Source organism: Streptomyces sp. UC4497 (assembly GCF_054871485.1).
The window spans coordinates 44,618-69,082 of the sequence record NZ_JBTYHB010000017.1; the positions used below are offsets into that span (position 1 = coordinate 44,618).

Sequence of the window (24,465 nt, forward strand, 5' to 3'; positions counted from 1 at the left end):
AACTCGGCAGCTAAGGTAGCGCCGGCCCCGTCAGGTACTCCCATACAGGCGCGTACACCCCGCCGGGAATCCACTCCGGCAACTGACCGAACGGCACCCAGGCGACCTCCGCGACCTCCCGTGGCGACGCCGGCCGAGCCTGCCCAGACCGCCACAAGCACGCCACATACACAACCCGGCGGCTCGTTACCGGATGCAACCGCTCACCAATCAGCGCGAGCGGTTCCACGACGACACCCGCTTCCTCCAACGCCTCCCGAGCGGCGGCATCGAGAGGCGTCTCACCGGAGTCGACCTTGCCTGAAGGGAACTGCCAAACGAGCGCGCCCTCAGGAACAGCGCGACGGACCAGGAGGACACTGCCACTGCAGGCGACCACGGCGCCAGCGATCAAGGAGTGAACGTCCAACCTCAACTCCACCTCTGAGCAACGCCGTTCACCGCATGCTATCTGGAACGGCTGGACATCATGTCGGGCATGAACCCCGTGCCGCTGGCCGCCTGGATCCAGTCCAGCCATTTACCTGTCATCGGCTTCTGCGGCGCTGCGCTCACCCTCGGTGTGGTCCTCGCCATCGCCTACCGCAACAGTGGGGGACCGGAGACGGACCTTGACGACGAGCCCACGCAACGCACTGCCTGGGCCGTCGCGCGCGCGGTCCTCGGCGGCGTCGCCGCTGTCACAACCTTCGTGCTCCTGTTCTGGCAAGGCCCGTGGTGGTTCGACGAGGCCCATATTCGGGACAAGGAGCTCGAGCCAGCCGATGGCGTAGTCATCACCGGATTCCGTACGGGACTTGTCGCCCTCGCTGCAGGCGTCATTGCTGGCGTCGGCCTCTACTACACCCACAGGAAGCACAAGCTCGAGCACAAGCAGTTCCAGCACGTGCAGGATCAGTTTGCCGAGACTGACGCACAATTCAGAACCACTCTTGAGGAAACGCGGAAACGGGACGAGCGGCAAGCCGAGCTCACCCGCGAAGGGCAGGTCACAGCACTCTATGTAGAGGCGATCAAGCTGCTCGCATCCGACCAGCAGTACGAAGCTCTCGGTGGCATCTACAGCCTCGAACGAATCATGCGTGACTCTGCCAAAGATCGAACCACTGTCGTTGAAGTGCTAGCCGCATACGCACGCACCCGACTTGACGGAACCGCAGCCGAACTCAGAGATGCATCCGCCGAGACAGCCCTCCCAACAGGGGCGAGCGAACCTCAGCTTCTGACTCTCCCGGAAACCATCCGAGCCACCCTCAACGTTCTCGGACGCAATTGGCGAGAAGAAGCACACCGGCGCCCCGACCTGCGCAACATGGTCCTCGAAGGATGGGACGCCAGCGAGGTCGATCTCACCGGTGCCTGGATGACCGGCGCCGACCTGAAGAACGGCCACTTGCCTCGAGCCAGACTCCGCCACGCCATCCTGAGGAGCACCAACCTCGATGGGGCCCGACTCAATCGAGTGCAGGCGGACGGAGCAGATTTCACCCATGCTGACCTGCATCGCACGGACCTCAGGGACGCCAGGCTCAACACCGCTGTTCTGCGTGAGACGCTCCTGTACCAGACCAAGTTGCAGCGCGCGAAACTCTTTCAAGCCGACCTGCGCGAAGCCAACCTCGAAGAAGCCAACCTTTCCAACGCCAACCTCACAGAGGCTCAACTGCAAGGCGCGAACCTCATCAACACCGTCTTCACGGACGCCAACCTCTACGACGCCGACCTCTCCGGAACAGACAACCTACGTGCGGAACAGCTTTGCCAAGCCCGGATCTACCGCTCCAGCACCATCCCGGAGGGATTGCTTGCCCACCCGCACATCAAAGCTCGCATCGAAGAGTGCGAAGAGGCCTACCGCGAGGGAGAACCTCCACCTGCCTGGGACCCCACACGCGTACGCCCCTGATCTGGCTGGCAGCGCCCCAGGGCGTGGGGCGCAATCTCGGTGACCCCACTGGGCTTGGCGGCCATGCGGAAGTCGGTGTCGAAGAGTTCGCGCTCTTGTGGGTGGAGCAGGTGCTGCGTGATGAAGGAACGGCCGGCTACTTTCCAAAGGCCGCGTCCCTTGGTCAGGGCGGAAATGGCCTGCTTCTCGACGCCAGTCAGGCCCAGAAGGGCCGCGGAAGCAGTGAGTTGGTCCGCTTCCTGGCGGTAGATAATGCGAGTGGAGCAGTCGGTGAGCAGGCCCTCAGCGAGCGCGCGGCCTCGCGAGCCGGCATCGCCCGCGGTCAGCAGGTCTGACAGCCGGTGGATGATCATCATGTTGGCGATGCCCAGGCCCCGGGAGAGCTTCCACTGGCTCTGCATGCGCTCCAGGAGCGCGACGTGTCGCATGACTCGCCATGCCTCGTCGTAGATGACCCAGCGGCGTCCTGCGGTGGGGTCGGCGAGTGCTGATTCCATCCACGCGGAGGCGCAGGTCATCGCCAGGACGAGTGCGGTGTCGTCGCCTGCACCGCCGAGCCGGGAGAGGTCGATGGACAGCATCGGCGCGCTTGGATCGAAGGCCACGGTGGAGGGGGCGTCGAACATGTCGGCCAGGTCACCGTGGACCAGGCGGCGCAGTGCGTGGGCTAGGTCTTCGGCGGCCTGGCCGAGGCGTCCGGAGAGTTCGCCGAGCGCGCCGTCGAGGCGCTCGGGGGAGCCGAGTACGTGCGCGATCTGGCCGAGTAGGGGCGTGGTACTGGTGGATTCGGCGTCGGCCACGACCTGATCGAGCGCGACGTCGAGGGCGGTGTGTTCCATTGGGTGCAGCTCGCGGCGCAGGACGGTCTTCGCGAGCGAGCCGAGCAGGAGGAGACGGCGCTTGCGGACCTCGCTCGCCCAGTCCTCCGCACTGACGCCGGACGGTTTGGCCGGGGCGTCCAGCGGGTTGAGGCGGCCTGGCAGACCGGGCCCGAGAGCGATGCTCTGCCCGCCCAACCCGCGGGCCACGATGGTCCATTCGCCCTTGGGGTCGCAGGGAACGTAGATGCGGTAGCCGAAGGCGACGGCACGCAGGGCAAGGGACTTGGCGAGGGCGGACTTGCCCATGCCGATGACTCCGGCGAGCAGGATGTTGGGGTTGGTGAAGCCGTCGAGCCGCCCGTAGAGGGCGAACGGGTCGTAGGTGAAGGCGGCCTCGGCGTGTACGTCGCGGCCGACGTAGACGCCCTGGGCGCCCAGACCGCCTTCGGCGAGGAAGGGGTAGGCGCCGGCGGCTACCGCAGTGGTCATCCGGTGGGCGGGGAGTTTGAGTTTGCTGCCGCGGGCGGAGGCGGGGCCGGGGCGTCCGGCGGGTGGGTAGGTGGCGCGTTGGTCGGGGTCGACGCCGGTGTCGGTGGCACGGGAGGTGGGTCGGGTGGCGTGTCGAGCCTGGTCGAGGGCTGCGGTGAACTGCTCACGGGCGGCGCGGGCAGTGCGCCTGTCGGACTTGCGTGGAACGAATAGTGGGCTGGCGCTGGCGCTGGCGCTGGCACGGCTGGTGGTGTGGGAAGGCATGGCGGTGGGCTCCGGTGGTCAGTGGCGGGTGAGGCCGGTGAACGGGTCGCGCAGGTCGGCCGGGGTGTGGTCGCGGCGGACTTGCGCGGCGGTGGCCAGGTGGCGCTGGCAGACGGTCAGTTCGGGGGCGCCTTCAGGCAGCCGGGGCCGACAAGCCTCTCGGGTGGGAGTGCGCCCGGTCTTCGGGTCCGGTGCCGAGTGGAAGGCGGCGTGGAGGTGGTCGGCTGCCTGCCACAGTCGGATCCGGCATGCCCTGAGGTGGTCGCCCTCGATTGCGGCGACCGGAGTGGTGCGCGCAGTGTGTGCATCGAGGAGGCCGTAGAGAGCGATCAAGTGGGCGTGCAGGGCGTCCAGTTCGGTGCGCCCGGCGGCGACTTGGGCAACGGGCATGTTGATGGCCCGGTGGAAGTCGAGTGCGGTGGTGGAGAACGGGACGAAGTCCGGAGCCAGTTCGGGCAGGGGCTCGGTCGGCATGGCGGGGTGCCCTTCGGTAGAGCGCGGGAAACGGTGGTGTGGGTGCGCTACGGGCGGGCGAGTGGCAGAGCGGCACTGGTGAAGGCTTCGGCCTGCTGCCAGGTCAGCGGGCGCAGGTCGACTAGGGCGGAGACGGCGGCGGTTTCGATGGCGGCGCAGGCAGCGTTGAGCTGCTCGTCGCTGTCCGCGCTGACGGTGAGCAGGCCGGTCAGGGCGACGTCGGCGTGGCCGGCGATCAGCTGGCGTTCGCGCTGCTTGATGTCGGCGTACTCGACCGAGTCCTCCTCGGAGTCGACCTGGCCCTTGCGGGCCCGTTCGGCCGCGTCCGCGAGGACGGTGGCCTTCTTGCGCTGCACGTCCTTCAGCGCGGCATCGAGGGCCTTGGGCGCGTAGGTGAGGGAGAGGCTGCGTCGGACGCCGGTGGTGAACAGGAGCTGGTGCAGGAAGCCGGGGTTGGTATCGATGCGTGGCCAGTTCTCGATCCAGAAGGTGGCGTGGTGGGCCGAGTCGGTGTGGATGCGGTCGGCCTTCTCGACAAGGACGACCGGGCCCGCAGCGGCGGGGTCGGCCTGCGGGAGGCCCGAGGAGGACCAGCGGTCGAGGGCGGCCGATGCCTTCGGGTCGTACGCGGTGCGGATCACGGCGGCGATCTCGGTCGCGGGAAGCCAACCCGACGGTGCGAGACCGGAGTTGCGGGCGGTCTGGTCGAAGGTGGCGGTGAGCTGGGCGAGGACGGCGAAGGCGCCGGTCAGTCCGCCGCCGGCCTGGTTGATCAGGCGGCGGGCCGCCTTGAGGTCCAGGGCGAGGGCGACGTAGGCCTCGTGCGGGGCGGTGGCGGGTCCCGCGGCGGCCAGCAGCTCGGAGTAGATCGGCCCGGCCAGCGGGGTCGCCGCGTCGCCGTGCTCGCTCCAGTAACGGTGGAGTGCGTCGCCGGAGTCGGGGACGGTGCGCTCCAGGACCTGGACGCGGGCGATGTGTCCGGTGCGGGCGAGTGCGGCCAGGGTGCGGCCCCAGCCGGAGACGTTGCTGGACTGGGTGGCCGGGTCGAGGAGGGCGTACGCGCGGGAGGAGACCTTGACCACGGCGGTCAGCGTGCCGGCGTGCGGATCGTGCACGGCGCCGAAGCGTCCGCTCGGGGTGGTGACCACGCGCAAGGAGGCGGCGGTGCCCGGCAGGTGCAGCAGGCCCTCGCGCTGGGGCCGGGTGGAGGGGCGGGCAAGCCAGACGAGTTGGCCCCGCAAGCGGCGAAGTACGTAACGGATCACGATGGGCGCCCAGTCGGCGAGGACGCGTCCGCGGTGCCGGACGAAGACGCCAGCCAGCGCCAGAGCCCACAGCGGGAACAGCTTCAGCGCTCCGGGCACACCGGAGGTGAGCAGCACTGCGAGCAGCAGCAGGCCGCTGGCCGCCACCACGGACAACTGCGACGCGGTGAGGCCGAGGAGCACGCCACGGCGGGAGCGGTGTGGGAACTTCACGGTGGCCGGACCGTCGGGGTGGGAAGCGTCAGAGAGCATGGCGAAGCCGTTCTTGGAACACGAACAGGAGAAGAGGGAAAGGGGGAGATGGGGCGGCCGGGGCGGGTTGGCCGCCCCGCCCTAGGCGGGCTACGAGCCCGATCCGCCCAGATGGGGGCGGGGGACGGGCTCAGCGCTACGAGGTGCCACCACCCTGCGGCGGAGGCCCGCTGCGCCGAGGCGCCGGCGGATCCTCGTGCAGGACCTGTGGCGAGGCGACGGACGCGCCCTGCGGTGTCGGGCCGGTGGCCACCGGAGCCGCGTCCTCTCCGCCCTGGCCGGGGCGCCGGATGGGCGGGACGCCGCGGTCGCCGTGGGTGGGAGGCCGACGGATCAGGGCACGGCCCTTGTCCCCGTTGCTGTTCGGGTCCTCGCCGAAGCGGAAGTGGGTCTGCTTCGGCGTGCTGTCGCCACTCGAGCCGCCGGTCGGGTCGATCCCCGAGGCCACCCCGGCCGAGCCCTGGCCGGGCACCTTGGACGGTCCCTGGGGTGCAGGCGTGCCAGCGCCGGCCTGCATGGCGAGTTGGCCCGCGGTCTTTGCCGCACCCGCTGCGACTCCGATGCCCGCGACGCCGGTGCGGTGCAGGTCGTCGTGGCCGCCACCGTCGGCCGCCCAGTGCACGAACCTGTACGTCGCGTACGGGCACAGCAGCACGAGCACCATGACGACCATGCCGGCGAGCGCGTCGGACAGCGCACCGAGCCCGCCGTTGGCATCCGTCTTGCCCATGGCGGACACACCGAGCAGGAACACGATGGTCATCAGCAGCTTGGAGACGATCAGGGTGCCGGTTGCCTCGATCCAGCCGCGCCGCCAGCGCCGCGCGACCTCCCAGCCGCCGCCTGCACCGGCGAACACCGCGAGCGAGACGAGGATCAGGATGCCGACCTTGCGGGCGACCATCACCGCCCAGTACAAGAACGCCCCGATGGCGCAGCCGAGCGCGATGAGCGCGGGGGTTCCCCAGCCCAGCCCATACATCGCCCCCAATTCGTTGACCTTGATGATGCGGCGCACCGCATCGTCCGCCGAGGTGTTGGCAGCTTGGAACAGGCCTGCGCTGAGCGCGTCGACGACAGTGATCGCCACTGTGGAGCAGGCGATGGCGGCGAACGCGAACAGGACGCCGGCCACGGTGCCGTAGACGGCCTGGGCGAGGGCACGCTCGTCGCGGCGCCAGGCGGCCCGGGTGAGCTGCAGGCAGAACGTGCCCACGGTCAGCACGAGCCCGATGGGTAGCAGCAGCTCGTAGTTATGCCGAAACCAGTCGGCGTTCAGATCGATGGCCGTGGTCTTGTCGACGGCCTTGGTCGCCAGGTCCGCCGCGGCCTGGGCCATTTCGCCCATCGACTTGGCGATCCAGGCACCAATGCCGTCAGTGACGGCCTCACCGGTCGCGCCGGCGACACCGCCGACGGCATCGCACACCGTGTTCATCAGAGGAAGGTCACAAGCCCCCATGCGGGCACCTCCTTACGGGAGTTGAGGGCCGTGCTCACGGCGAGACATTCGGCAGCACACCGACCAGCGCACAGTCGTGGTGCGGGCGGCACTGGACGGCGAGGGTCGTGGAACGGGACTCGGCTCCGGCGCCGGAGCCCTTCCAGTCGATGGACTGCTTGCCGGAGACCGTGACGGCGTAGACGTACGTCTCGGTGATCGCACCGGGGTCGTTGGACAGGGCGGTCTTGAACGCCTGCGGGAAATGGCCCTCGCCGACCGTGGCGCTGGCGTGTTGATGGTTGTCGTGCATTCGCGACCACAGCACCGGGCTGGGTACCTGCTTGGTGACCGACTTCCAGTCGGCGACCTTCGACTCGTCGGTCATCCACCGCTTCAGCCCGGCGAGTTGCTCGGGCTGCGAGGAGGATCGGGTGTCGTAGGTCCATAGGGCGTTGGTGGCGGCCTTGGCGAAGGTGACCGGATCGCGCGTTTTCGGTGGCACGGCCACCGCCGCGCCATCCTTCGGCGCGGTGGACGGGGAGGTGTCCGGTGCGGGTGAGGACGTCGGCTGCGGCGTGGGCCTCGACGTGGATGGTGATTCCGTGCGCGTCAGGTAGGCGGTCAGGCCGGCGAAGGCCAGCAGCACCGCGAGCACGACTCCACCGATGGCCGCACGGCGAGCCACCGACGACGGGCCTCGACGAAGGCGCTCAGCGGAGGACGGGCGAAGCTTCTTCGGCATCAGTGGACCTGCGTCCCCATCGCCGAGAAGAACGCCACGATGCCGTTCGCGGCACCCAGCAGCAGGGCGCACCCGGCGGCCACGACCGTGCCCTTCTTGCCGGTGGCCTCGGCCTGATGGCCACCGCTGTGGTGTCCCCAGGCCCACACGATCGCGGAGATCGCCAGGGCGCCGACCACGGCGATGATGCCGAACAGGTTGATGCTGCCGATGACCTTCTTCAGGACGTCGAGACCGGGAAGACCGCCCTCGCTCGGCGTGACGCCGGGGTTGTACGCCAGGATCTGGGCGTGCTGCATGAGCTTCACTGGGACTCCAGGTTGGATTGTGGGCGCGAAACGGCCCGGAAAGTAGAGAGAAGAGGAAGAGGCGGGGGACCGATCAGACGATCCGGCGAGCGGCCAGCACGTCCGTTCGCCAGTCGGCGAGGGGCGAAATCCTGACCACGTCGCCGGTGTGCGGGGCCTGCAGGATCAGACCGTGACCGATGAACATCCCGACGTGCTCCGGGACTTCGGCCGTGCCCTCGGTGAAGAGGAGATCACCCGGCATCAGGGCACCGACACTGACCGCCTTGCCCTCCTTGACCTGCGTGTACGTGGTCCGGGAGAGGGAGATGCCACCCGCCCGGTACGACGCCTGCATCAAGGACGAGCAGTCGCAGCGGCCCATCGGATCCTGGCCGCGCGGATCGCTGCACTCGCCGCCCCACTGATACGGGGTACCGAGCTGGCCAAGACCCCAACGGATCGCGGCACGTACCGGCTTCGGGGAGCCTGCCGGGATCTTGTAGCCCTTGGGGAGGGCGCCAGCTGGGATGGTGCCGAAGCCGGTGCCGTCCTCCGCGTTGCCACACTCGGCGAACGCGGCGTCTGCGGCGTCGCTCGCAGCATCCGCGTCGGTGTTCCCTCCGGAACCGGAGTCCGACTGCGTCGGCAGAGACGAGTCGATGCCCTTCTGCAAGGCCGCCGCGAGCGGCTCCCACTTGGCGTACGCATCAGGGAAGCCGCTCTTCTGCACCGCCTGCGCAGCCTGTGCGACCGTCATGGACTGCCACCCGGGAACCCTGAGCAGCGCCTCGTAGAACTTCGTCGATGCGTGCACCGGATCACGCACCTGCGCCGTCGTCCCCCAGCCCTGGCTGGGCCGCTGTTGGAACAGCCCGAGCGAATCCCGGTCGCCGTAGTCGAGATTGCGAAGTCCCGACTCCTGGAGGGAAGTTGCCAGGGCGACCACCTGGCCACGAGCCGGAACCTTCATCACACGCCCTGCGGCCACGATGTCCTTGGCATTCGGGATCTGCTCGGCAGGGGCCTCGAGCCCCGAGACCGAAACTGAGCCTTCGCCGTGTCCGTTGAGGGATGAAGCCACCTGCTTGGCCACGGCCGCAGAGTCCACCGCCTGCGTGCCACCGGGTGCACAAGAACCCGCCTGAGCTGAGTCAGCGCCGGACAGCGCGATCCCCAGCGGGGCGATCAGGAGGAATGGTGCGAGCGCCACGGTGCCGATGACAGCCGGGGCCACCTTCATGCCCAGTGCCCCGCCGCCGGACAGCGGGCCGAAGCAGAGGACGTGGAAGGCCCCTGAACCAGGGCATGCCGCATGAGCAGCTCCTTACAAGTAGGCGGCGCAGCGCGGGCGTTCTCGTCGAAAAGGCCACCCGGACCGAGCCGGTCAAAAATACGCAATCCAGAGATTCGGAAGGGCCAATGAGGGCGGCCGGGGTCGGATGCCTCCCGGCCGGCCCCACTGCTATTCATGAAAAGCGGCAGCCAGCCGCCCTCGTAATCTCAGACGCCACACGGAAGTCAACTCCCGACCGATTCAAAGACTGATCCCGTTGGTGCTGCAGCGGCGCCTTCTCAGTTGGGCAGCACGCGCATCAGCACAGTTCAACCGGGGAGCAACGGAGCCCCTTCCGTCGAACATGGCGAGACTGTATGAACGCAACCCGGCCACACCAAACGACCCTCAGCCGCATTAGCCGAGTTCCGCAGCTGCTGTCAGGAGGCAGTTAGGGCCGGCCGGAACGGACGGTTAACCTTCCGCTCATTCCCCACCGGGCACCCGTATTCGTACTTACTGGTGCGAGATGAATCAGTCCGCGCTGCACTCGGCGAATAGTCGGCTGCGCACGGCCCAGCGAAAGAGAACCGCGCAATGCCATACACCCTCCACCGAGGCGACGCCCTCACCGCCCTAGCAGACATCCCCGACAACAGCGTCGACGCCGTCATCACCGACCCGCCCTACAACAGCGGCGGCCGCACCAGCGGGGAACGCACCGGGCGAAGCGCGCGCGCCAAGTACACCTCCGGCGATGCCGAACACGACCTCGCCAACTTCCCCGGCGAGAACCGCGACCAGCGCTCGTACGGCTTCTGGCTGACCCTCCTGCTCACCGAGTCCTACCGGGCCACCGCCGAATCCGGATCCGCCCTCGTCTTCACCGACTGGAGGCAACTGCCCACCACCACCGACGCGTTGCAGGCCGCAGGCTGGACATGGCGCGGCGTCGCCGCGTGGCACAAGCCCGTGTCCCGCCCGCAGAAGGGGCGCCTCAAACAGTCCTGCGAGTACATCATCTGGGGCACCAAGGGCCCGGTCGACGCCAACCGGAACCCCGTCTACCTGCCTGGCCTCTACACCGCGAGCCAGCCCCGCAAGGACCGCGTTCACATCACTCAGAAGCCAGTCGAGGTCATGCAGGAACTGGTGAAGATCTGCCCGCCCGGCGGCACGGTTCTTGACCCGTTTGCAGGCTCAGGAACCACTGGTGTCGCCGCCCTGCTCGAGGGGCGACACTTCATCGGCGTCGAACTGTCGGACCACTACGCCGACATCGCCGAGCAGCGACTGCGCAGCGCACTCACCCGGGACGCCTTCGAACTCGCTGGACCTGAGAAGTGAGAACGAGGCGAGCCCTACATGGGGTGAAGCAGGAGACGGGCTGTTGCTCTACCGAGTGGTTGGAGCAACAGCCCGTCCGTGTAGTTGAGTTATGCGGCCTCGACGCTGCAGTGAATCAGGTCAGCGGCTCGGTCGAGGTCCTGCCGAGTGGTGATCCGAGCCTCGACGACATGCTTCCCCTGCAGTCCGAGGTTTCCACGCCCCTTCAAGTCCCGGGTGAAGCCCTCCTGTAGGGCCACGGTGCTGGGATCGAGGCGCAGGCTGACTACGAGCGCGCCTCGCCGAGGTTGGACACGTACTGTGGCGATGTTCTGGAAGCGCCGGTATGCGAAGTAGTGCATCTGCGGCTCCATCTGCACATCGCGATGCGACAGGAAGAGCTCATCGAGGTCGGCGTACAGTTCGCGCAGCTCTGTGGGCGACTCATCGAGAAGCTGCTGGACCGACTTCGGTGCCGTTGGAGCTGCACGTGCCGACAAGACGGACTTGCCGCGCGTCGGGAGCCGGGTGCCTCCAGCCGCCGTGACGAGGTGCAGGGCTACTGCATCGCCGAAGATTCGGTACGACACAAGGTCGATCCGGTGCGGGATCATCTCGACGGCCATCGTCTCGTGACTCGTGAAGGCGCCGGCTACGCACACGATCCGCGGAGCACTCCAGTCGACCGTGCCGGCGGCCTCGATGCCGAGCTTGTCTCGAACCAGGTTCTCGAACTCGTAGTGGTGGTCCTGGAGCCAGCACAGATACGAGAGCGCTTGGACGACGACCGCTTCGTCCCGGGTTCGCTTGTACTCCACGATGACCGGCGTGCCGTTCTCATCGAGGCCCAGCGAATCGATCCGGCCGCCATGACGCCCGGTGCGGTACTCGGTGGCCAGGAACCGGATGCCGAGCATCGTCTCCATGTTGGCTTCGACAAGCCGCTGCAGCTCGACCTCTACGCTGACGGTCTCTCCGGGGACTTCGGTGACGCCCCGACCTCTGACCTTGAAGACCTTCAGATTGCTCATCCCGCGCCCTCGACATCTCGGGTCCTTTGTAAGTGATCAATCGAGATGAGGAAGCCCCTATTCCTCCGACGAAGGAAGCGACCGCGAGGGTGCGGACGTTCACTGCTCCCAGGCCGGATGGAGCTCGCAGCAGACAAAACGTCCCGTGGTTGCGCACGCCCCCGTTCCCGCACAACCGTGGAGCTCTCCAGCGCCACTTGATGCACGTCGTGGGGATGTCTGCGCCAAAACAGACGGCCTTCAAGCGGGAGGGGTCGGCGGACGCTGCAGGGGTCGTACCGACGGTGTACCCACAGAGGAAGCGTGCGCAAAGCGTGAAGGAAATGTGTCTATGATGCGTCAGGGTGCCGACCAGTGGGGGTCTGAGGTGCTCGTGCCGCCTGCGTCCGTGAGGGGCGGCCGCTGACGCGCGGGGGAGATGTGCTCACCAAGGTCATCATTAGAAATTACCGGACGTTTCGGGACTTTGAGCTCGACTTCGATCCCCAAATGAACATTCTGGTCGGCGACAACGACCGCGGGAAATCCACTCTCCTCGAAGCCATCGGCCTGGCCCTGACGGGGCGGATCAGGGGGCGACTCATGGGGTATGAGCTGTCGCCGTACTTGTTCAACAGAGAGATCGTTGACGAGTACATAGCCGCCCTCCGGGGTGGCCGGGAGGTCAGACCGCCCGAGATCATCATCGATCTCTTCCTTGATGGCGACACCGCGCCATCAACCCTGAAGGGGACGAACAACCTCCTCAGGAGCGACGAGCCGGGCATTCGCATCCGGGCGTCCCTCAACCCCGATTACGAGAAGGAGTACGGGGAGTTCGTCAAAAACCCGGACGAGGTCCGCCTCGTGCCGACCGAGTACTACAAGGTCGACTGGCTCGATTTCGGTGGCAACGGCATCACCTTCCCGCGGATCCCTGCCACGGCCTCTCTGATCGACGCCGCCAACATCCACCTTCAAAGCGGTGCCGACTACTACCTCAACGACATCATCACCTCGCACCTGATGCCCCGCGAGCGCGTCGAGCTGACCCGCGCCTACCGTAGCCTGCGGGAAAATTTCGCCGCCGACGCGGCCATCGTCAAGATCAACGACGCGCTCCGCGGGGCCCGGAGGGACGTCAGTGAGCGCGAGCTCACCTTGAGCATCGACGTCTCCCAGAAGTCCAACTGGGAAAACAGCATCGTCCCCCACCTCGACAATCTGCCGTTCCAGTTCGTGGGCAAGGGTGAACAGAGCACCCTCAAGATTTTGCTGGCCCTGAACAAGAAGGCGGAGGCGGCCCACGTCGTCCTGGTCGAAGAGCCTGAGAACCACCTGTCGTTCGCGAACCTGGGCAAGCTGATCCGCAAGATCAGCACCATGTGCGAGGACAAGCAGGTCTTCATTACCACCCACAGCTCGTACGTCCTGAACAAGCTGGGCCTGGAGAACCTCGTACTCCTGTCAGAGCAGCGGGGCTTCCGCCTGAGTAGCCTGCCGGCCGACACCCAGGACTACTTCCGCAAGCTCTCGGGCTACGACACGCTGCGCGTCGTCCTGGCCCGCCGCTCGATCCTCGTCGAAGGCCCCTCCGATGAGCTCGTCGTCCAGCGCGCCTACCGTGATGCCCACGGCTGTCTGCCGGCCGAGGATGGCGTCGACGTCATCAACATCCGTGGGCTCTCCTTCAAACGGTTTCTCCACATCGCCGCGCTGCTGGAGCACAACCGGGTCGCCGTCGTCACCGACAACGACGGCAAGGACCCGGAGCAGGTGAAGGAGCGGTACGCCGCCTTCGGCGGGCTCACCAACATCTCGGTGCACGTGGGCGAGGACACGGACTTCCCGACCCTGGAGCCGCAGCTACTCAAGGCGAATGGCCGCGGTGTGCTCAACACCGTCTTCGGCAAGAACTTCACCACGGACGACGACTTGCTCGCCTACATGAAGGCACGCAAGACCACCTGTGCGTTGGCCATCTTCGAATCTGCCGAGAGCATCTCCATGCCGGGGTACATCGCTGATGCAGTCGCATAACAACCTCGCCGTTCTTGCCGCTGCAGGTTCACGCAAAACGCAGCACATCGTGGACTGCGTTCTCGGCGACCCGGGCCAGCGGGTTTTGGTCACCACGTACACGACCGAGAACATGAACCAACTGGTCGACCGGCTCAGCGGCGGCACCGGGTTGCTGCCCGAGCACGTCACAGTGATGACCTGGTTCGCCTTCCTCCTAAATCAGTGCGCGCGCCCGTACCAGAGTGTTGTGCTCGATGACGTGGGTGTGGTGCGAGGGCTGAACTTCCGCGGGGAGCGCAGGAGGTTCATCCGCAAGACGGACGTCAGGAAGTACTACCTTGACGTGCACGGCGACATGTTCCGGGACGAGACGGCTGCTTTCGCATGCGAGGCAGACCGGCGCAGCGGCGGCAAGGTCGTCAACCGGCTGACCGAGATCTACGACCACATCTACATCGACGAGGTCCAGGACCTCGCTGGCTACGACCTCGTACTGCTTGATCTCTTGTTCAAGTCGGCCTGCGAGGTCACGGTCGTCGGAGATCCGCGACAGGCCACCTTCGCGACGAACAATGCAACCAAGTACAAAAAGTACAAGGGTGGCGGTATCGCTCAGTGGCTGGACGAGCGTAAGAGCCTCTGCGAGATCGATTCCCGAACCGAAAGCTACCGATGCAACCAGGAGATCTGCGACTTCGCCGACGAACTGTTCCCGGAACTGCCACGAACCATCTCCAAGAACGCCGAACTCACCGGCCATGACGGCGTCACCACCATCACACCGGCCGAGGTACCTGCGTACATCGAGAGACACGCACCGGTCGTACTGAGGTGGAACAAGAAGGCCGACACCCAAGGGCTCGCGGCTATGAACTTCGGCCAGTCGAAGGGCTGTACGTTCGATCGAGTGCTGATCTTCCCTACCCAGCCGATGATCAACTATTACCGAAGCCGCGATCCCGAGCAGGCCGGGGACCGCTCCAAGCTGTACGTCGCGGTGACGCGAGCTCGGTACAGCGTGGCGTTCGTGATGCCGTAGCCGGCCACGAGCCGGCCCTCGCGCTGCGCAGGAACCGGTCGCGGTCTGGTCGGCATGAGATTGAGTCTGACGTGGGCTTCGACCGCCACAGCCCGTGCTGGCTGGCGCCTCCCCATGGCGCCGACACGACCAGGGCGCCGGCCATCACCGGCGAGCACTGCCGAGAGCCTGCGCGCTCCGGAACGCAGGCTCGCCGGCGGGCGTTGGGGCGGCCAATGATGATCACTGCACGCACGTTGCCCGTGCGGCCGAGGAGTTCAGAACTATGCACCGTATGGACCATTGCGACCGCCAGCCCAATCCCGGCACCGGCCTGAAGGGGCCGAAGTACGCCCGTCGCAATCAGATCGACCTCACTGCGGACGTGGGAGGAGATGGACGGTGGGTGGCCGTAGACGAATCGGGCTACGACGGCGATCAGCTACACGGCGCGCAGCGCAGTCGCTACCTCTCGATCGGTTCGGTAGCCATCAGTGACACTGAGGCCGAGCCCATCGTGGAGGAGATCCGCAAAGCAACCCGACTGCAGGCTCCAGAGCTGAAGTTCTCCGGAACCTTCGCCGGCCAAAAGAACGGTCAACGCCGCCTGGTCCTCTCCGGCCTCTTGGAGCCGGGCGGTGCTCTGCACGGCCGAGCATCGGTCTACCTCGTCGACAAGCACTACTTCGTTGTCGCCAAACTGATCGACCTGTTCGTCGAGGAAATGCTCCACAAGCAAGGCCGCGACATCCGCAATACGGGGCAGGCCCGGAAAATGGCTCGAAGACTGTTCGCCGAGGGTCCGCGCGCTTTGGGGCCGGAGCTCTTCGACCGCCTGCTGGCGTCCACCGTGGCCTTCACCTCCCAGAAGAACAAAGATCAACTGGTCACGCCCGACGACTTCTTCGAGGTTGTCGACGAGGCGTGGGCTCGCTCTTACCGGCGCAATGTCACCGAAACGCTGGCCCTGCTGCGCTCCACCCGGCAGGAAGCAACGGAGTACGTCCAAGACGCCTTTGAGCCTGACGGCGTGCTCCCACAGGCCCTCGAGGCACTCATCCCGTCCGTCCGTATGGTCACCGACATCTGGTCGCAAAGGCTGGGCCGGGTGAACATGCTGGTCGACGACCAGAGGGCGCTGACCGATGCGAACTTCGACGAAATCGAGGCCGACGTACGCGACCGCGGGCACCCGGAGTTCCGCTATCTGTCCCGCGGCGTGCATCTGGGCCACCTCCGGCGAGGGAAGTCCGTGGAGCACTCGTCTTTGCAGCTCGCCGACCTGCTCTCTGGCGCGGGATATGCGGTGGGGGAGCGCCATGCCGGTGTGGCGAACCCGGCAGGAGAAGACCTCTACTCCGCCGTAGTGCCGCTGATCGACCAGATGAGCATGCTCCCGCACGACGAGCCCACCCGAGTAGCCCATCCCGAAGCACCGGCCGCCACAAGTCGCGTGGGGTGAGTCGAGAAGTTCCAGGGCCTCTCAAAGACCCCTGGCGGGCCAAGGGTTGGCGGCACGTGCTGGGCCGGCTGCAGCGCACTTTTCTCGCAATGCTGCGACTGCACGCAGCTGGAGGCGGACGAGCCTGCTCGAACGACAAGGCGGGGGCCCGACGGAGACCGCACGTCACTCGTCGGTGGGCCCTGCGGGACGCGATTCCGCATACGGCGCCTGCCGGAGACGAGAGGCCTATCTGATATCTGCGGTCTCGCCAAGTCGAGGGTCGGTTGGATCATGCTAGCTGTCGTAGGCGCGATCCCAAGATCGCCGTTGCACAGAGTTGTAAGTGGGTTGGTGTACATGGATCCGGAATTCATCGACGTCAAGCAGACTGCCGAATACCTGAACATGTCGGTCGCATGGATCTACCGTGATGCGCCAGCTCTTGGTCTGGCTCCATACAAGTTCGGTCGTGGCCGCAACGCCAAGATCCAGTTCAGGGTTACCGAGGTGAAGGCCTGGGCGCGTCAACAGAGGCTGTCGTGACGGGGCAGGCGTGAACGCCTCGTTCGGGTGGCGCGGTGCCCGTGGTGGTCCGTTGGTCCTGGCGTGGCTGCTCGTCTTGCTCGGTGAGTGAGCCATTGGCCCAGCCATTCGAGTATGTCTTGAACCAGGTGCCTCCTTGGTGCTGAGATAGGCATGTCGATGGCGCTGCGGATCCGATGGGATCTCCGCGGCGCCTTTCTCATGTCTGCGCATGGAAGGGGCGGGGCGCTTTGCTGAAGAGGGCATTCGTGGCGGCGGATCCGGGGCGCATGCGGCTGCGGTTCGCGGGCCGGGCCGTGCTGGGGATTGGGTTGGCCGTCGCGGTGTGCGGTGCCGTTGGGCATTCTCTGCAGGCGGCGATTACAGGTGGCCTCGCCGCGCTGCTGGCACTGTTCACCGTCACCGACGCGACCGTACGCGCACAGGCGGTGACGACGGCGCTGCTGCCGGTCGTGGGGTTGCCGGTGCTCGGGCTGGCGGCGGTGCTGCACGATGCGCCCGTAGCCCGGGACTTGGCGTTCGTTGCCGTCGTAGGCGTGGGCGTGTATGCGCGACGGTGGGGGCCGCGCGGGCACTCGCTCGGTGTATTTGCCTTTATGACATTTTTCGCGGCGCAGTTTCTGCACACCACTCCTGGGCAGCTGCCTGACCTCTACGAGGCAGTACTGCTGTCGATCGTCTCCGCGTCGGTCGTGCGCTTTGGTGCGTGGTGCTACGAGCGGCGGCTTCCCGGCCCTGTCGCCGTTGCCGCGCCGACCGGGGGGACAGGGCTCGCGAGGATTACAACGCGGCAGGCCGTCCAGGCAACCGCCGGCGCCACGTTTGCCCTGCTCATCGGGCAGATGCTTTCTGGTCAGCGGTGGTACTGGGCCGTGGGTGCCACCTGGTGGGTGTTCGTGGCTACGACGTCGCGCGGCGAGACTGTGGTGCGGAGCTTCCGGCGGTTCTTGGGCACGATGCTTGGAGTCATCCTGGGTTTTGTTCTGGCTGTGCCGTTCCACGACGTGCCAGTCGCTGCCGCGCTGATCGTGGCGGTGAGTATTTTCGGGATCTTCTACACCGCTCATGTCTCCTACACGTGGATGATGCTGGCCGTCACCGTGATGGCGAGTGTGCTGTACGGACTGCTGGGCGTGCTCGATCCGGCGCTGCTCGCGCTGCGGATCGCCGAGACCGCAGTGGGGGCCCTTGGGGCCGTGCTCGCCGTGTTGCTCGTGCTGCCGGTGACCACCCACTCGGTTACCGACGCGTGGGTTGCGCGAGCGCTTCGCTGTGTGCATACCTGCACCGCGGAAACCACGGCACGACTTGCGGGCAGTGTGGATGCTGACCCGGCGAAGAGGGTGTCCGAGTTGGAGCATGCCCTTGGTCGTGTGCGCCTTTCGCTGGCGCCGCTCGTGCACCCGCTCAGCCCGATGAAGGCTCGCAAGGGGCGGGCCCGGCGGGTGCTCGCGCTCCTCGACGACTGCGCACGCGAAGTGCGTGGGTTCGCGTCCGTTGCTGCCGACCCCGAGGCGTCGCACGACGCGCGGCTCGCGGCGTCCTGCCAGCGAGTGGAGGCGGCTGTCGAGGCGCTCACTGCCTCGCCCGTTGGTGGTGAAGGGGAGCGCCTTGCTCGCTCGCTGGTGCCCGAAGCGACAAGCCCTGAACCTGCGCTCGCCCACCTCCACGCCCTGGAACGTGCCCTCCAGGAGCTTGCTGTTCCGTTGCGGAGTTCGCACCGGGTCCCCTCCCGAGCCTGAGCCGAGCGGCTGCTCAACACGTCAGGTCAGATACCTGAGTTGAGTAGCCGCGCAGCCCTCCCGATAGAGGACGGCATGAGATGGCGGTAAGTGCGATACGTCACCTCGATGGATTTGTGTCCCATCCATTCGGCGACATCTGTGATGGGGATGCCTTTCGCAAGGCAGTTGGAAGCGAAGTAATGGCGAAGGCTGTACATGGTGTAGCGCGCCTGAATTCCGGCAGCGGCCAACGTCTTTTGCCACTTCCGGCGAAAGGCGTTTCCGCTGTAGTACGGACTCCCTCCGACGCCTGCGCCGCCCCGACCTCCGTTGTTCAAGAGATAGCCCAGCTCGTCCGCAGGATGAGTCTCGGCGAACTCCAGCACGTGAGCACGTGTCTTCGCCGGCATCGGGGTCTCCCGGAACTCGCCCCAATCACGATGCTTGAGCGGAGCTGGGACGCGTTGCCGCCCGTGGATCTGGTCCCGGACCCGGTAGACATCATCGGCGACGAGTCCGTGAATGTTAGTTGCGTGCGCCTCACCGTTCCGTAGGCCGGAGCCGGACATCATCTCGACCACAAGGCGCAGGTCGTCGTCATATGCGTGCTGGCGGATGAGGTTGAGTTCCTCCAGCGTCGGAATCAAGATGTCCTTGCGCTGGTAGTCCGGTGGCGTTGCGTCCAGGAATGGGTCGAGAGCCACTGCACCGCGGTGCCGTGCAGAGTTGATGACCAAGCGCAGGACCTTGTAGGCGGTCATCTGCGCGGCGCTTCCGACGTCGTCCAGCATCATGTCGCTGACGAAGTCGTCGACGGTGGTCGCGGTGAACGTAGCCATCTTGCGTGATCCCAGCCGGGGCACTATGTGCACGGACAGCGCTCGCTCGTAGCTCTCAATGCTGCTGTCCTTGAGTCCGCGTGCTCGATGGCTCATCCAGTTGGAGGCAAAGTCCTCCAGTGTCTGGACGGCGATCTTCTCTCCGTCGGAGGGACCGGCTTTCCGTGAGCCCTTCTTTGCCTGATACAGCTCCGTGAGCCTCGTTGTGGCCTTGTCCTGTGTGGCATAACCCGCTTCCTCACGCTGCTTGCCGGCTGCGTCCCTGTAGCGGATCTTGTACGGGTGGGGGCACCGGGTCGGTGCCTTACAGGTGCAGTCCTTGAAGAACGTGCCCATGCCGCGTGCGAGGGTCTTGGTGGCCATGTACTGACTCCGTGCTTGTGCTGACCTTTTGCTGACCCCGGGGGCGTCAGTATGGCGCTGACCTGCGGCCGCGCCTAATAGGCAGCTTTCATGACCTTCTTCGCCGCCCAGTTCCTGCACACCGTGCCGCGGCAGCTGCCCGAGCTGTACGTCGCCGTGCTGCTGTCGCTCGGCGCGGCGGCGGTCGTCCGGTTCGGGGTGTGGTGCTACGAGCGGCGGCTCCCGGCGCCCGTCGGCGTGCCCGCGCCGACCGGGGGCACGGGGCTCGCGCGGATCACGACGCGGCAGGCCGTGCAGGCGACCGTGGGGGCGGGATTCGCGCTCGGCATCGGGCAGCTGCTCTCGGACCAGCGGTGGTACTGGGCCGTGGGCGCGACGTGGTGGGTGTTCGTGGCGACGACGTCGCGCGGGGAGACGGTGGTGCGGGGCTTCAGGCGGTTCCTGGGGACGGTGCTCGGCATCGTGCTCGGGTTCCTGGTCGCCGTCCCGCTGCACGACCACGCGGTGGCCGCCGCCGTGATCGTCGCGGTCAGCGTCTTCGGGATCTTCTACACCGCGCACGTCTCGTACACCTGGATGATGGTGGCGGTCACCGTGATGGCGAGCATGCTGTACGGGCTCCTCGGCGTGCTCGACCCGGCGCTGCTGGCCCTCCGGGTGGGGGAGACGGCGGTCGGTTCGCTCGGCGCCGCGCTCGCGGTGCTGCTCCTGCTGCCCGTGACCACGCACTCCGTGACCGAGGCATGGGTCGAGCGGGCGCTGCGGTGCGTGCACGCGTGCACGGCCGAGGCGGCGGCGCGGCTGGGTGGCGCCGAGAGCGCCGATCCGGCGCCGCGGGTCGCGGAACTGGAGCACATCCTCGGGCGGGTACGTCTGTCGTTGTCGCCGCTCGTGCATCCGCTGAGCCCCGTGAAGGCCCGGAAGGGGCGGGCCCGGCAGGTGCTCACGCTGCTCGACGAGTGTGCGCGTGAGGTGCGTGGGCTGGCGTCCGTCGCCTCGGACCCGGAGGCTTCGCACGACGCGCGGCTCGCCGCGGCGTGCCAGCGGGTGGAGGCGGCGGTCGAGGCGCTCACGGCGCCCGCGCCGTACGCTCGCGCGGCGGTTGCGGTGCCGCAGGTCGCGGAGGCGGAGCATCCGGTCCTGGCTCATCTGCACGCGCTCGAGCGTGCGCTGGTGGAGCTGGCGGTGCCGCTGCGCGGGGCTCGGGAGGCGTAGCTCGGGGCGCACCCACGGGGCTCCGCTGCCTCTCGTCCGACGGCGAGGCTGAATGTGGGCGGCTGATTGTGCAAAGCGCGCAGCCGGCCGCGCGCGCCTGCCGCACAATTCCATGCGCTCCCCGCGCGTCCGTAACCGGGCGCCGACCGGCCCCGGCTTGTGGTTGTCTCGCAGCGGCGTGGACACCGCCGGGCTGTTTGAGGCACGTGTCCGGGGCACGGACAGGGTGGATCAGTTCGCCCGACGGGTAGGCCCCGCGCCATCGAATCCAGGGCGCACGTCCGTGCGGGAGCGGGCCGCGCGCCGATGACCAGTCGCTGGGGGTGCACCATGCGTAGCAACCTGCGCCGGAACGGAACACGAGCCGTGGAGGACGTGACGAACGCGACCGACCCGGCGGACGCCGCCGGCTGGCTGGCCCTCGCCCCGAACCGGCACCCCGGCCCCCGCGCCCCCGAACCGTCCCGCCACGACCGCTGCCCGGTCACCGCCGATGGCGCCCGCCCGAGGCCCGCCACCCCCACCCCGCGCGGCACCGGCGAAGTCGCGCACGCCGCCGCCGCGTTCGTCCGCCAGCACCACGCGGAGCAGGAGCTCGGCGACCCGGCCGCCCGCCTCGCCGAGGTCGACGCGGAGCTCGCGGCCACGGGCACGTACACGCACACCCCGCAGGAACTCGTCTTCGGCGCCCGCGTCGCCTGGCGCAACGCCAACCGCTGCATAGGCCGCCTCTACTGGCAGTCCCTGCGCGTACGCGACCTGCGGCACCTCACCGCCGCCGAGGACATCGCCGCGGCCTGCGCCGACCACCTCCGCGAGGCGGCTCCCGGCGGCCGCATCCGCCCGCTCATCACGGTCTTCGCCCCCGACCGACCGGACCACTCCGGACCCCGCATCTGGAACGAACAGCTCATCCGCTACGCCGGCTACGTCCAGCGCGACGGCCACGTGGTCGGGGACCCGCGCGGCACCGGACTCACGGCGTACGCCCGCCGCCTGGGCTGGCGCGGCGGCGAAGGCAGCCCCTTCGACGTACTGCCGCTGCTCGTCCAGGCGGACCCGCGCCGGCCGCCACGCTGCTTCGACCTCCCCTCCGACGCGATCCTCGAAGTCCCCCTGATTCACCCGGAGTTCGACTGGTGGTCAGAGCTCGGCCTGCGCTGGCACGCGGTCCCCGCGCTCGCCAACATGTGCCTGGAGATCGGCGGCGTCTGCTACGGCGCGGCGCCCTTCAACGGCTGGTACATGGGTACGGAGATAGGCGCCCGCAACCTCGCCGACACCGACCGCTACAACCTGCTGCCCCACCTCGCCGAATGCCTCGGCCTCGACACCTCCAGCGACCGGTCCCTCTGGAAGGACCGCGCCCTCGTCGAGCTGAACCGCTCCGTCCTGCACTCCTTCGACAGCGCGGGCGTCACCATGGCCGACCACCACACCGAGTCCCGGCGCTTCCTCACCCACGTCGCCCGCGAGGAGTCCCGCGGCCGCGCGGTCGGCGCCGACTGGTCCTGGATCGTCCCGCCGCTCTCCGGCTCGACGACCCCGGTCTTCCACCGCACGTACGACGACGAACCGGCCACCCCCGCTTACGTCCACCACCCCGACGCCCACACCCGCGCCCGCGGCGAAGAGCCGACCACGGAACGCCCCACGAGGCCCTGGCGGGACCTGCTCTGACCTAGGGCCTGCCGTCAAACTCCCGTCTGCCCGGCGACGCCTGGCACGCACGCTCGCGGCGTTGTCGTCGGTCGGCGACGCTCCGCGTCGACTCCCTCCTCCGCCTTGCGCCCGCACGCACCGGCCCCCGCTCCCTGATCCGGCCCGGTCCAAACGGCAGGCCCTGGCCCGCTGCTACCGTCGGCGGCGCGGGCGCGGGGTCCGCACGCCGAAAGGGGACGCAGTGACCGGGAGTCAGACAGGGCGGGCGTACATCGGATCGTTCACGGCGGCCGGCGGGCGTGGCATCGTGACCGCGGCGCTCGACCAGAAGGACGGCACGCTCACGCTCCTCGACGCCACGGACGAGCTGCCCGACCCCTCGTACCTGACCGTCTCCGGCGGCCTGCTGTACGCGGTGAGCGAGACGGCCGACGGGGCGGTGGCCGCGTTCCGCACGGACTCGGCGCCGCTGACGCCCGCCGCGCCGCCGGTGCCGGTGGGCGGCGGGAGCCCCACCCATCTCTCCGTCTGGGGCGGGCAGGTCCTGACCGCCAACTACGGTTCCGGCAGCGTCAGTTCGGTCCCGCTGCGCGCCGACGGCATCCCGGCCGCAGGCACGGCCGAGGTGCACCGCCACACCGGTTCGGGCCCGCACCCGCAGCGCCAGCAGTCCCCGCACGCCCACCAGATCCTGCCGGACCCCACCGGCACCTGGGCCCTCGCGGTCGACCTGGGTACGGACTCGGTCCGCACGTACGCGAAGACCCCCGAAGGGAGCGGCCTCGTGCCGCACCAGGAGACGGCCCTGCGCCCCGGCTCCGGCCCCCGCCACCTGGCCTTCCACCCGTCGGGCGACTACGTGTACGTCCTCAACGAACTCGCCCCCACTCTGACGGTCTGCGCGTGGAACGCCGCGGACGGCGCCCTCAAGCCGCTCACGGAGATCCCGGTCCTGACGGGCACACCGGCAGGCGACGCGTACCCCTCGGCGCTCGTCGTCGCCCCCGACGGCCGCTTCCTGTGGACGGCGACGCGCGGCGCCGACCTGCTCTCCCTCTTCGCCCTCGACCCGACCGGCGAGCGGCCGACCTTGCACGGCACCGTGCCCTGCGGCGGCAACTGGCCCCGCGACCTGGCCCTCGACCCGTCCGGCCGCTTCCTCTACGCCGCGAACGAGCGGTCCGGCGACGTCACGTGGTTCACGGTCGACCGGCAGTCCGGGGTCCCGGTGCGGGGCGGCAGCGCGCCGGTGCCGGCGGCGTCCTGCGTGGTGTTCGGCTAGGGCCTGTTGTTTGGATCAGACCCTAGACCGCGGGCTCCGCGACACCCATGAGATAGTTCCGCGCCGCAGGGCGTACGTCCGCCGCCCAGCCGAGGGAGGCCAGGTCACCGGTCAGTGCCTCGGCCTCGTGGAAGACCTTCACGATGCGGTACCGGCTGCCGTCGTCAAGCTCGCGCACAGCGGCCGGGGCGGACTCGTCCGTCAGCAGCTCCTCGTCCGCGGCCATGGACGGGCCGTCGTCGACGAAGACCACCTTGCCGCCCGGAGCGAGGGAGGCGGCGACCGAGCTCCAGAACCCCGGCATCCGGGCGGGCGGCACATGCGACAGCCAGAATCCGAAGAACACGGTGTCGTAGCGCCGCGACGGCCGCCAGTCGAACAGATCGGCCTGCTCGAACCGGACGTTGGGCGCGGACACCCGCTCCCGTGCGATCGCGAGCACTTCCTCCGACGCGTCGACGGCCGTCACGGACGTGACCCGCGGCGCGAATTGCGCGGTCCACTGCCCGGTCCCACAGGCCAGCTCCAGCACGTCCCCGCGGACGGGCCACTCCGCGCTGCCCCGCAACAACTCCTGCAAGTCCGCCCGCTGCGCATAGGGCCGGTCGTACTCGGGCGCCCGCGCCCGGTAGTAGGCCAACTGTTCCGTCAACAAGGCGTCATCGAGGGTCATCCCCCGACCGTAACGGCCAAAGATCACCCTCGTCAGGCATTCAACCGTCAAGCCCGTCCGGTCGTTCAATCCAGCCCGTCCGGCGATCGAGGACAAAAAAACGGGGCCCGGGACACCGTCCCGG

The 24,465-nt window shown here is 67.9% G+C and carries 20 protein-coding genes and 1 pseudogene; 10 read left to right on the forward strand and 11 right to left on the reverse strand.

Annotation, left to right across the window (positions count from 1 at the left end):
- Positions 1–10: 10 nt before the first annotated feature.
- Positions 11–520, reverse strand: a complete 510-nt coding sequence (locus tag ACYSUO_RS23505) for an NUDIX domain-containing protein (RefSeq protein WP_461778208.1) — start codon at positions 518–520, stop codon at positions 11–13.
- On the opposite strand from ACYSUO_RS23505, the gene ACYSUO_RS23510 reads away from it, so the two are divergent.
- Positions 479–1,906: a pentapeptide repeat-containing protein gene (locus ACYSUO_RS23510; protein WP_461778209.1), complete on the forward strand. Its 1,428-nt coding sequence runs from the start codon at positions 479–481 to the stop codon at positions 1,904–1,906. The genes ACYSUO_RS23505 and ACYSUO_RS23510 overlap by 42 nt on opposite strands.
- On the opposite strand, the gene ACYSUO_RS23515 is transcribed toward ACYSUO_RS23510, so the two are convergent.
- The 7 genes from ACYSUO_RS23515 to ACYSUO_RS23545 all read right to left on the reverse strand — a co-directional run bounded on the left by ACYSUO_RS23515 (position 1,852) and on the right by ACYSUO_RS23545 (position 9,187).
- Positions 1,852–3,480: an ATP-binding protein gene (locus ACYSUO_RS23515; RefSeq protein ID WP_461778210.1), complete on the reverse strand. Its 1,629-nt coding sequence runs from the start codon at positions 3,478–3,480 to the stop codon at positions 1,852–1,854. The genes ACYSUO_RS23510 and ACYSUO_RS23515 overlap by 55 nt on opposite strands.
- Positions 3,481–3,498: 18 nt before the next feature.
- Complete coding sequence (locus ACYSUO_RS23520; protein WP_461778211.1) at positions 3,499–3,954, reverse strand: DUF6238 family protein; 456 nt, start codon at positions 3,952–3,954, stop codon at positions 3,499–3,501.
- Between the two features lie 47 nt (positions 3,955–4,001).
- Positions 4,002–5,471: an SCO6880 family protein gene (locus ACYSUO_RS23525; RefSeq protein WP_461778212.1), complete on the reverse strand. Its 1,470-nt coding sequence runs from the start codon at positions 5,469–5,471 to the stop codon at positions 4,002–4,004.
- Between the two features lie 136 nt (positions 5,472–5,607).
- On the reverse strand, positions 5,608–6,933 hold the full coding sequence (locus ACYSUO_RS23530; protein WP_461778213.1) for an SCO6881 family protein: 1,326 nt from the start codon (positions 6,931–6,933) through the stop codon (positions 5,608–5,610).
- A gap of 34 nt (positions 6,934–6,967) precedes the next feature.
- Positions 6,968–7,657, reverse strand: a complete 690-nt coding sequence (locus ACYSUO_RS23535) for a hypothetical protein (protein ID WP_461778214.1) — start codon at positions 7,655–7,657, stop codon at positions 6,968–6,970.
- Positions 7,657–7,956, reverse strand: a complete 300-nt coding sequence (locus tag ACYSUO_RS23540) for a DUF6112 family protein (protein WP_267072966.1) — start codon at positions 7,954–7,956, stop codon at positions 7,657–7,659. The genes ACYSUO_RS23535 and ACYSUO_RS23540 overlap by 1 nt, the downstream gene beginning before the upstream one ends.
- Positions 7,957–8,038: 82 nt before the next feature.
- On the reverse strand, positions 8,039–9,187 hold the full coding sequence (locus ACYSUO_RS23545; protein WP_461778215.1) for a C40 family peptidase: 1,149 nt from the start codon (positions 9,185–9,187) through the stop codon (positions 8,039–8,041).
- A gap of 630 nt (positions 9,188–9,817) precedes the next feature.
- On the opposite strand from ACYSUO_RS23545, the gene ACYSUO_RS23550 reads away from it, so the two are divergent.
- Positions 9,818–10,567, forward strand: a complete 750-nt coding sequence (locus tag ACYSUO_RS23550) for a DNA-methyltransferase (RefSeq protein WP_461778216.1) — start codon at positions 9,818–9,820, stop codon at positions 10,565–10,567.
- Between the two features lie 89 nt (positions 10,568–10,656).
- Here the strand turns inward: ACYSUO_RS23550 and ACYSUO_RS23555 are convergent, their stop codons facing one another.
- Positions 10,657–11,577: a DUF5655 domain-containing protein gene (locus tag ACYSUO_RS23555; protein WP_461778217.1), complete on the reverse strand. Its 921-nt coding sequence runs from the start codon at positions 11,575–11,577 to the stop codon at positions 10,657–10,659.
- A 420-nt stretch (positions 11,578–11,997) separates the two neighbouring features.
- On the opposite strand from ACYSUO_RS23555, the gene ACYSUO_RS23560 reads away from it, so the two are divergent.
- The 5 genes from ACYSUO_RS23560 to ACYSUO_RS23580 all read left to right on the forward strand — a co-directional run bounded on the left by ACYSUO_RS23560 (position 11,998) and on the right by ACYSUO_RS23580 (position 18,325).
- Positions 11,998–13,596, forward strand: a complete 1,599-nt coding sequence (locus tag ACYSUO_RS23560; protein WP_461778218.1) for an ATP-dependent nuclease — start codon at positions 11,998–12,000, stop codon at positions 13,594–13,596.
- A complete protein-coding gene (locus ACYSUO_RS23565; RefSeq protein ID WP_461778219.1) occupies positions 13,583–14,617 on the forward strand; it encodes a UvrD-helicase domain-containing protein in 1,035 nt (344 codons plus the stop codon). The genes ACYSUO_RS23560 and ACYSUO_RS23565 overlap by 14 nt, the downstream gene beginning before the upstream one ends.
- Before the next feature lie 265 nt (positions 14,618–14,882).
- Positions 14,883–16,058, forward strand: a complete 1,176-nt coding sequence (locus ACYSUO_RS23570; protein ID WP_461778220.1) for a hypothetical protein — start codon at positions 14,883–14,885, stop codon at positions 16,056–16,058.
- A gap of 339 nt (positions 16,059–16,397) precedes the next feature.
- The gene (locus ACYSUO_RS23575; protein WP_461778221.1) at positions 16,398–16,583 is read left to right on the forward strand and encodes a helix-turn-helix domain-containing protein; all 186 of its coding nucleotides are present in this window, start codon (positions 16,398–16,400) and stop codon (positions 16,581–16,583) included.
- A gap of 269 nt (positions 16,584–16,852) precedes the next feature.
- Complete coding sequence (locus tag ACYSUO_RS23580) at positions 16,853–18,325, forward strand: FUSC family protein (protein WP_461778222.1); 1,473 nt, start codon at positions 16,853–16,855, stop codon at positions 18,323–18,325.
- 26 nt (positions 18,326–18,351) lie between these two features.
- Here the strand turns inward: ACYSUO_RS23580 and ACYSUO_RS23585 are convergent, their stop codons facing one another.
- Entirely contained in the window at positions 18,352–19,509 is a 1,158-nt protein-coding gene (locus ACYSUO_RS23585; protein WP_461778223.1) for a tyrosine-type recombinase/integrase, read from the reverse strand.
- An 84-nt stretch (positions 19,510–19,593) separates the two neighbouring features.
- On the opposite strand from ACYSUO_RS23585, the pseudogene ACYSUO_RS23590 reads away from it, so the two are divergent.
- The 3 genes and pseudogenes from ACYSUO_RS23590 to ACYSUO_RS23600 form a co-directional block, all read left to right on the forward strand.
- Positions 19,594–20,724 (forward strand): annotated as a pseudogene (locus ACYSUO_RS23590) (FUSC family protein); the annotation flags it as partial.
- Positions 20,725–21,090: 366 nt separating this feature from the next.
- Positions 21,091–22,404 (forward strand): nitric oxide synthase oxygenase, encoded by a 1,314-nt coding sequence (locus ACYSUO_RS23595; protein ID WP_461778224.1) that lies wholly within the window; start codon positions 21,091–21,093, stop codon positions 22,402–22,404.
- A gap of 223 nt (positions 22,405–22,627) precedes the next feature.
- The gene (locus ACYSUO_RS23600) at positions 22,628–23,668 is read left to right on the forward strand and encodes a lactonase family protein (protein ID WP_461778225.1); all 1,041 of its coding nucleotides are present in this window, start codon (positions 22,628–22,630) and stop codon (positions 23,666–23,668) included.
- Positions 23,669–23,690: 22 nt separating this feature from the next.
- Here the strand turns inward: ACYSUO_RS23600 and ACYSUO_RS23605 are convergent, their stop codons facing one another.
- Positions 23,691–24,341 (reverse strand): class I SAM-dependent methyltransferase, encoded by a 651-nt coding sequence (locus ACYSUO_RS23605; protein ID WP_461778226.1) that lies wholly within the window; start codon positions 24,339–24,341, stop codon positions 23,691–23,693.
- Positions 24,342–24,465: the final 124 nt, after the last annotated feature.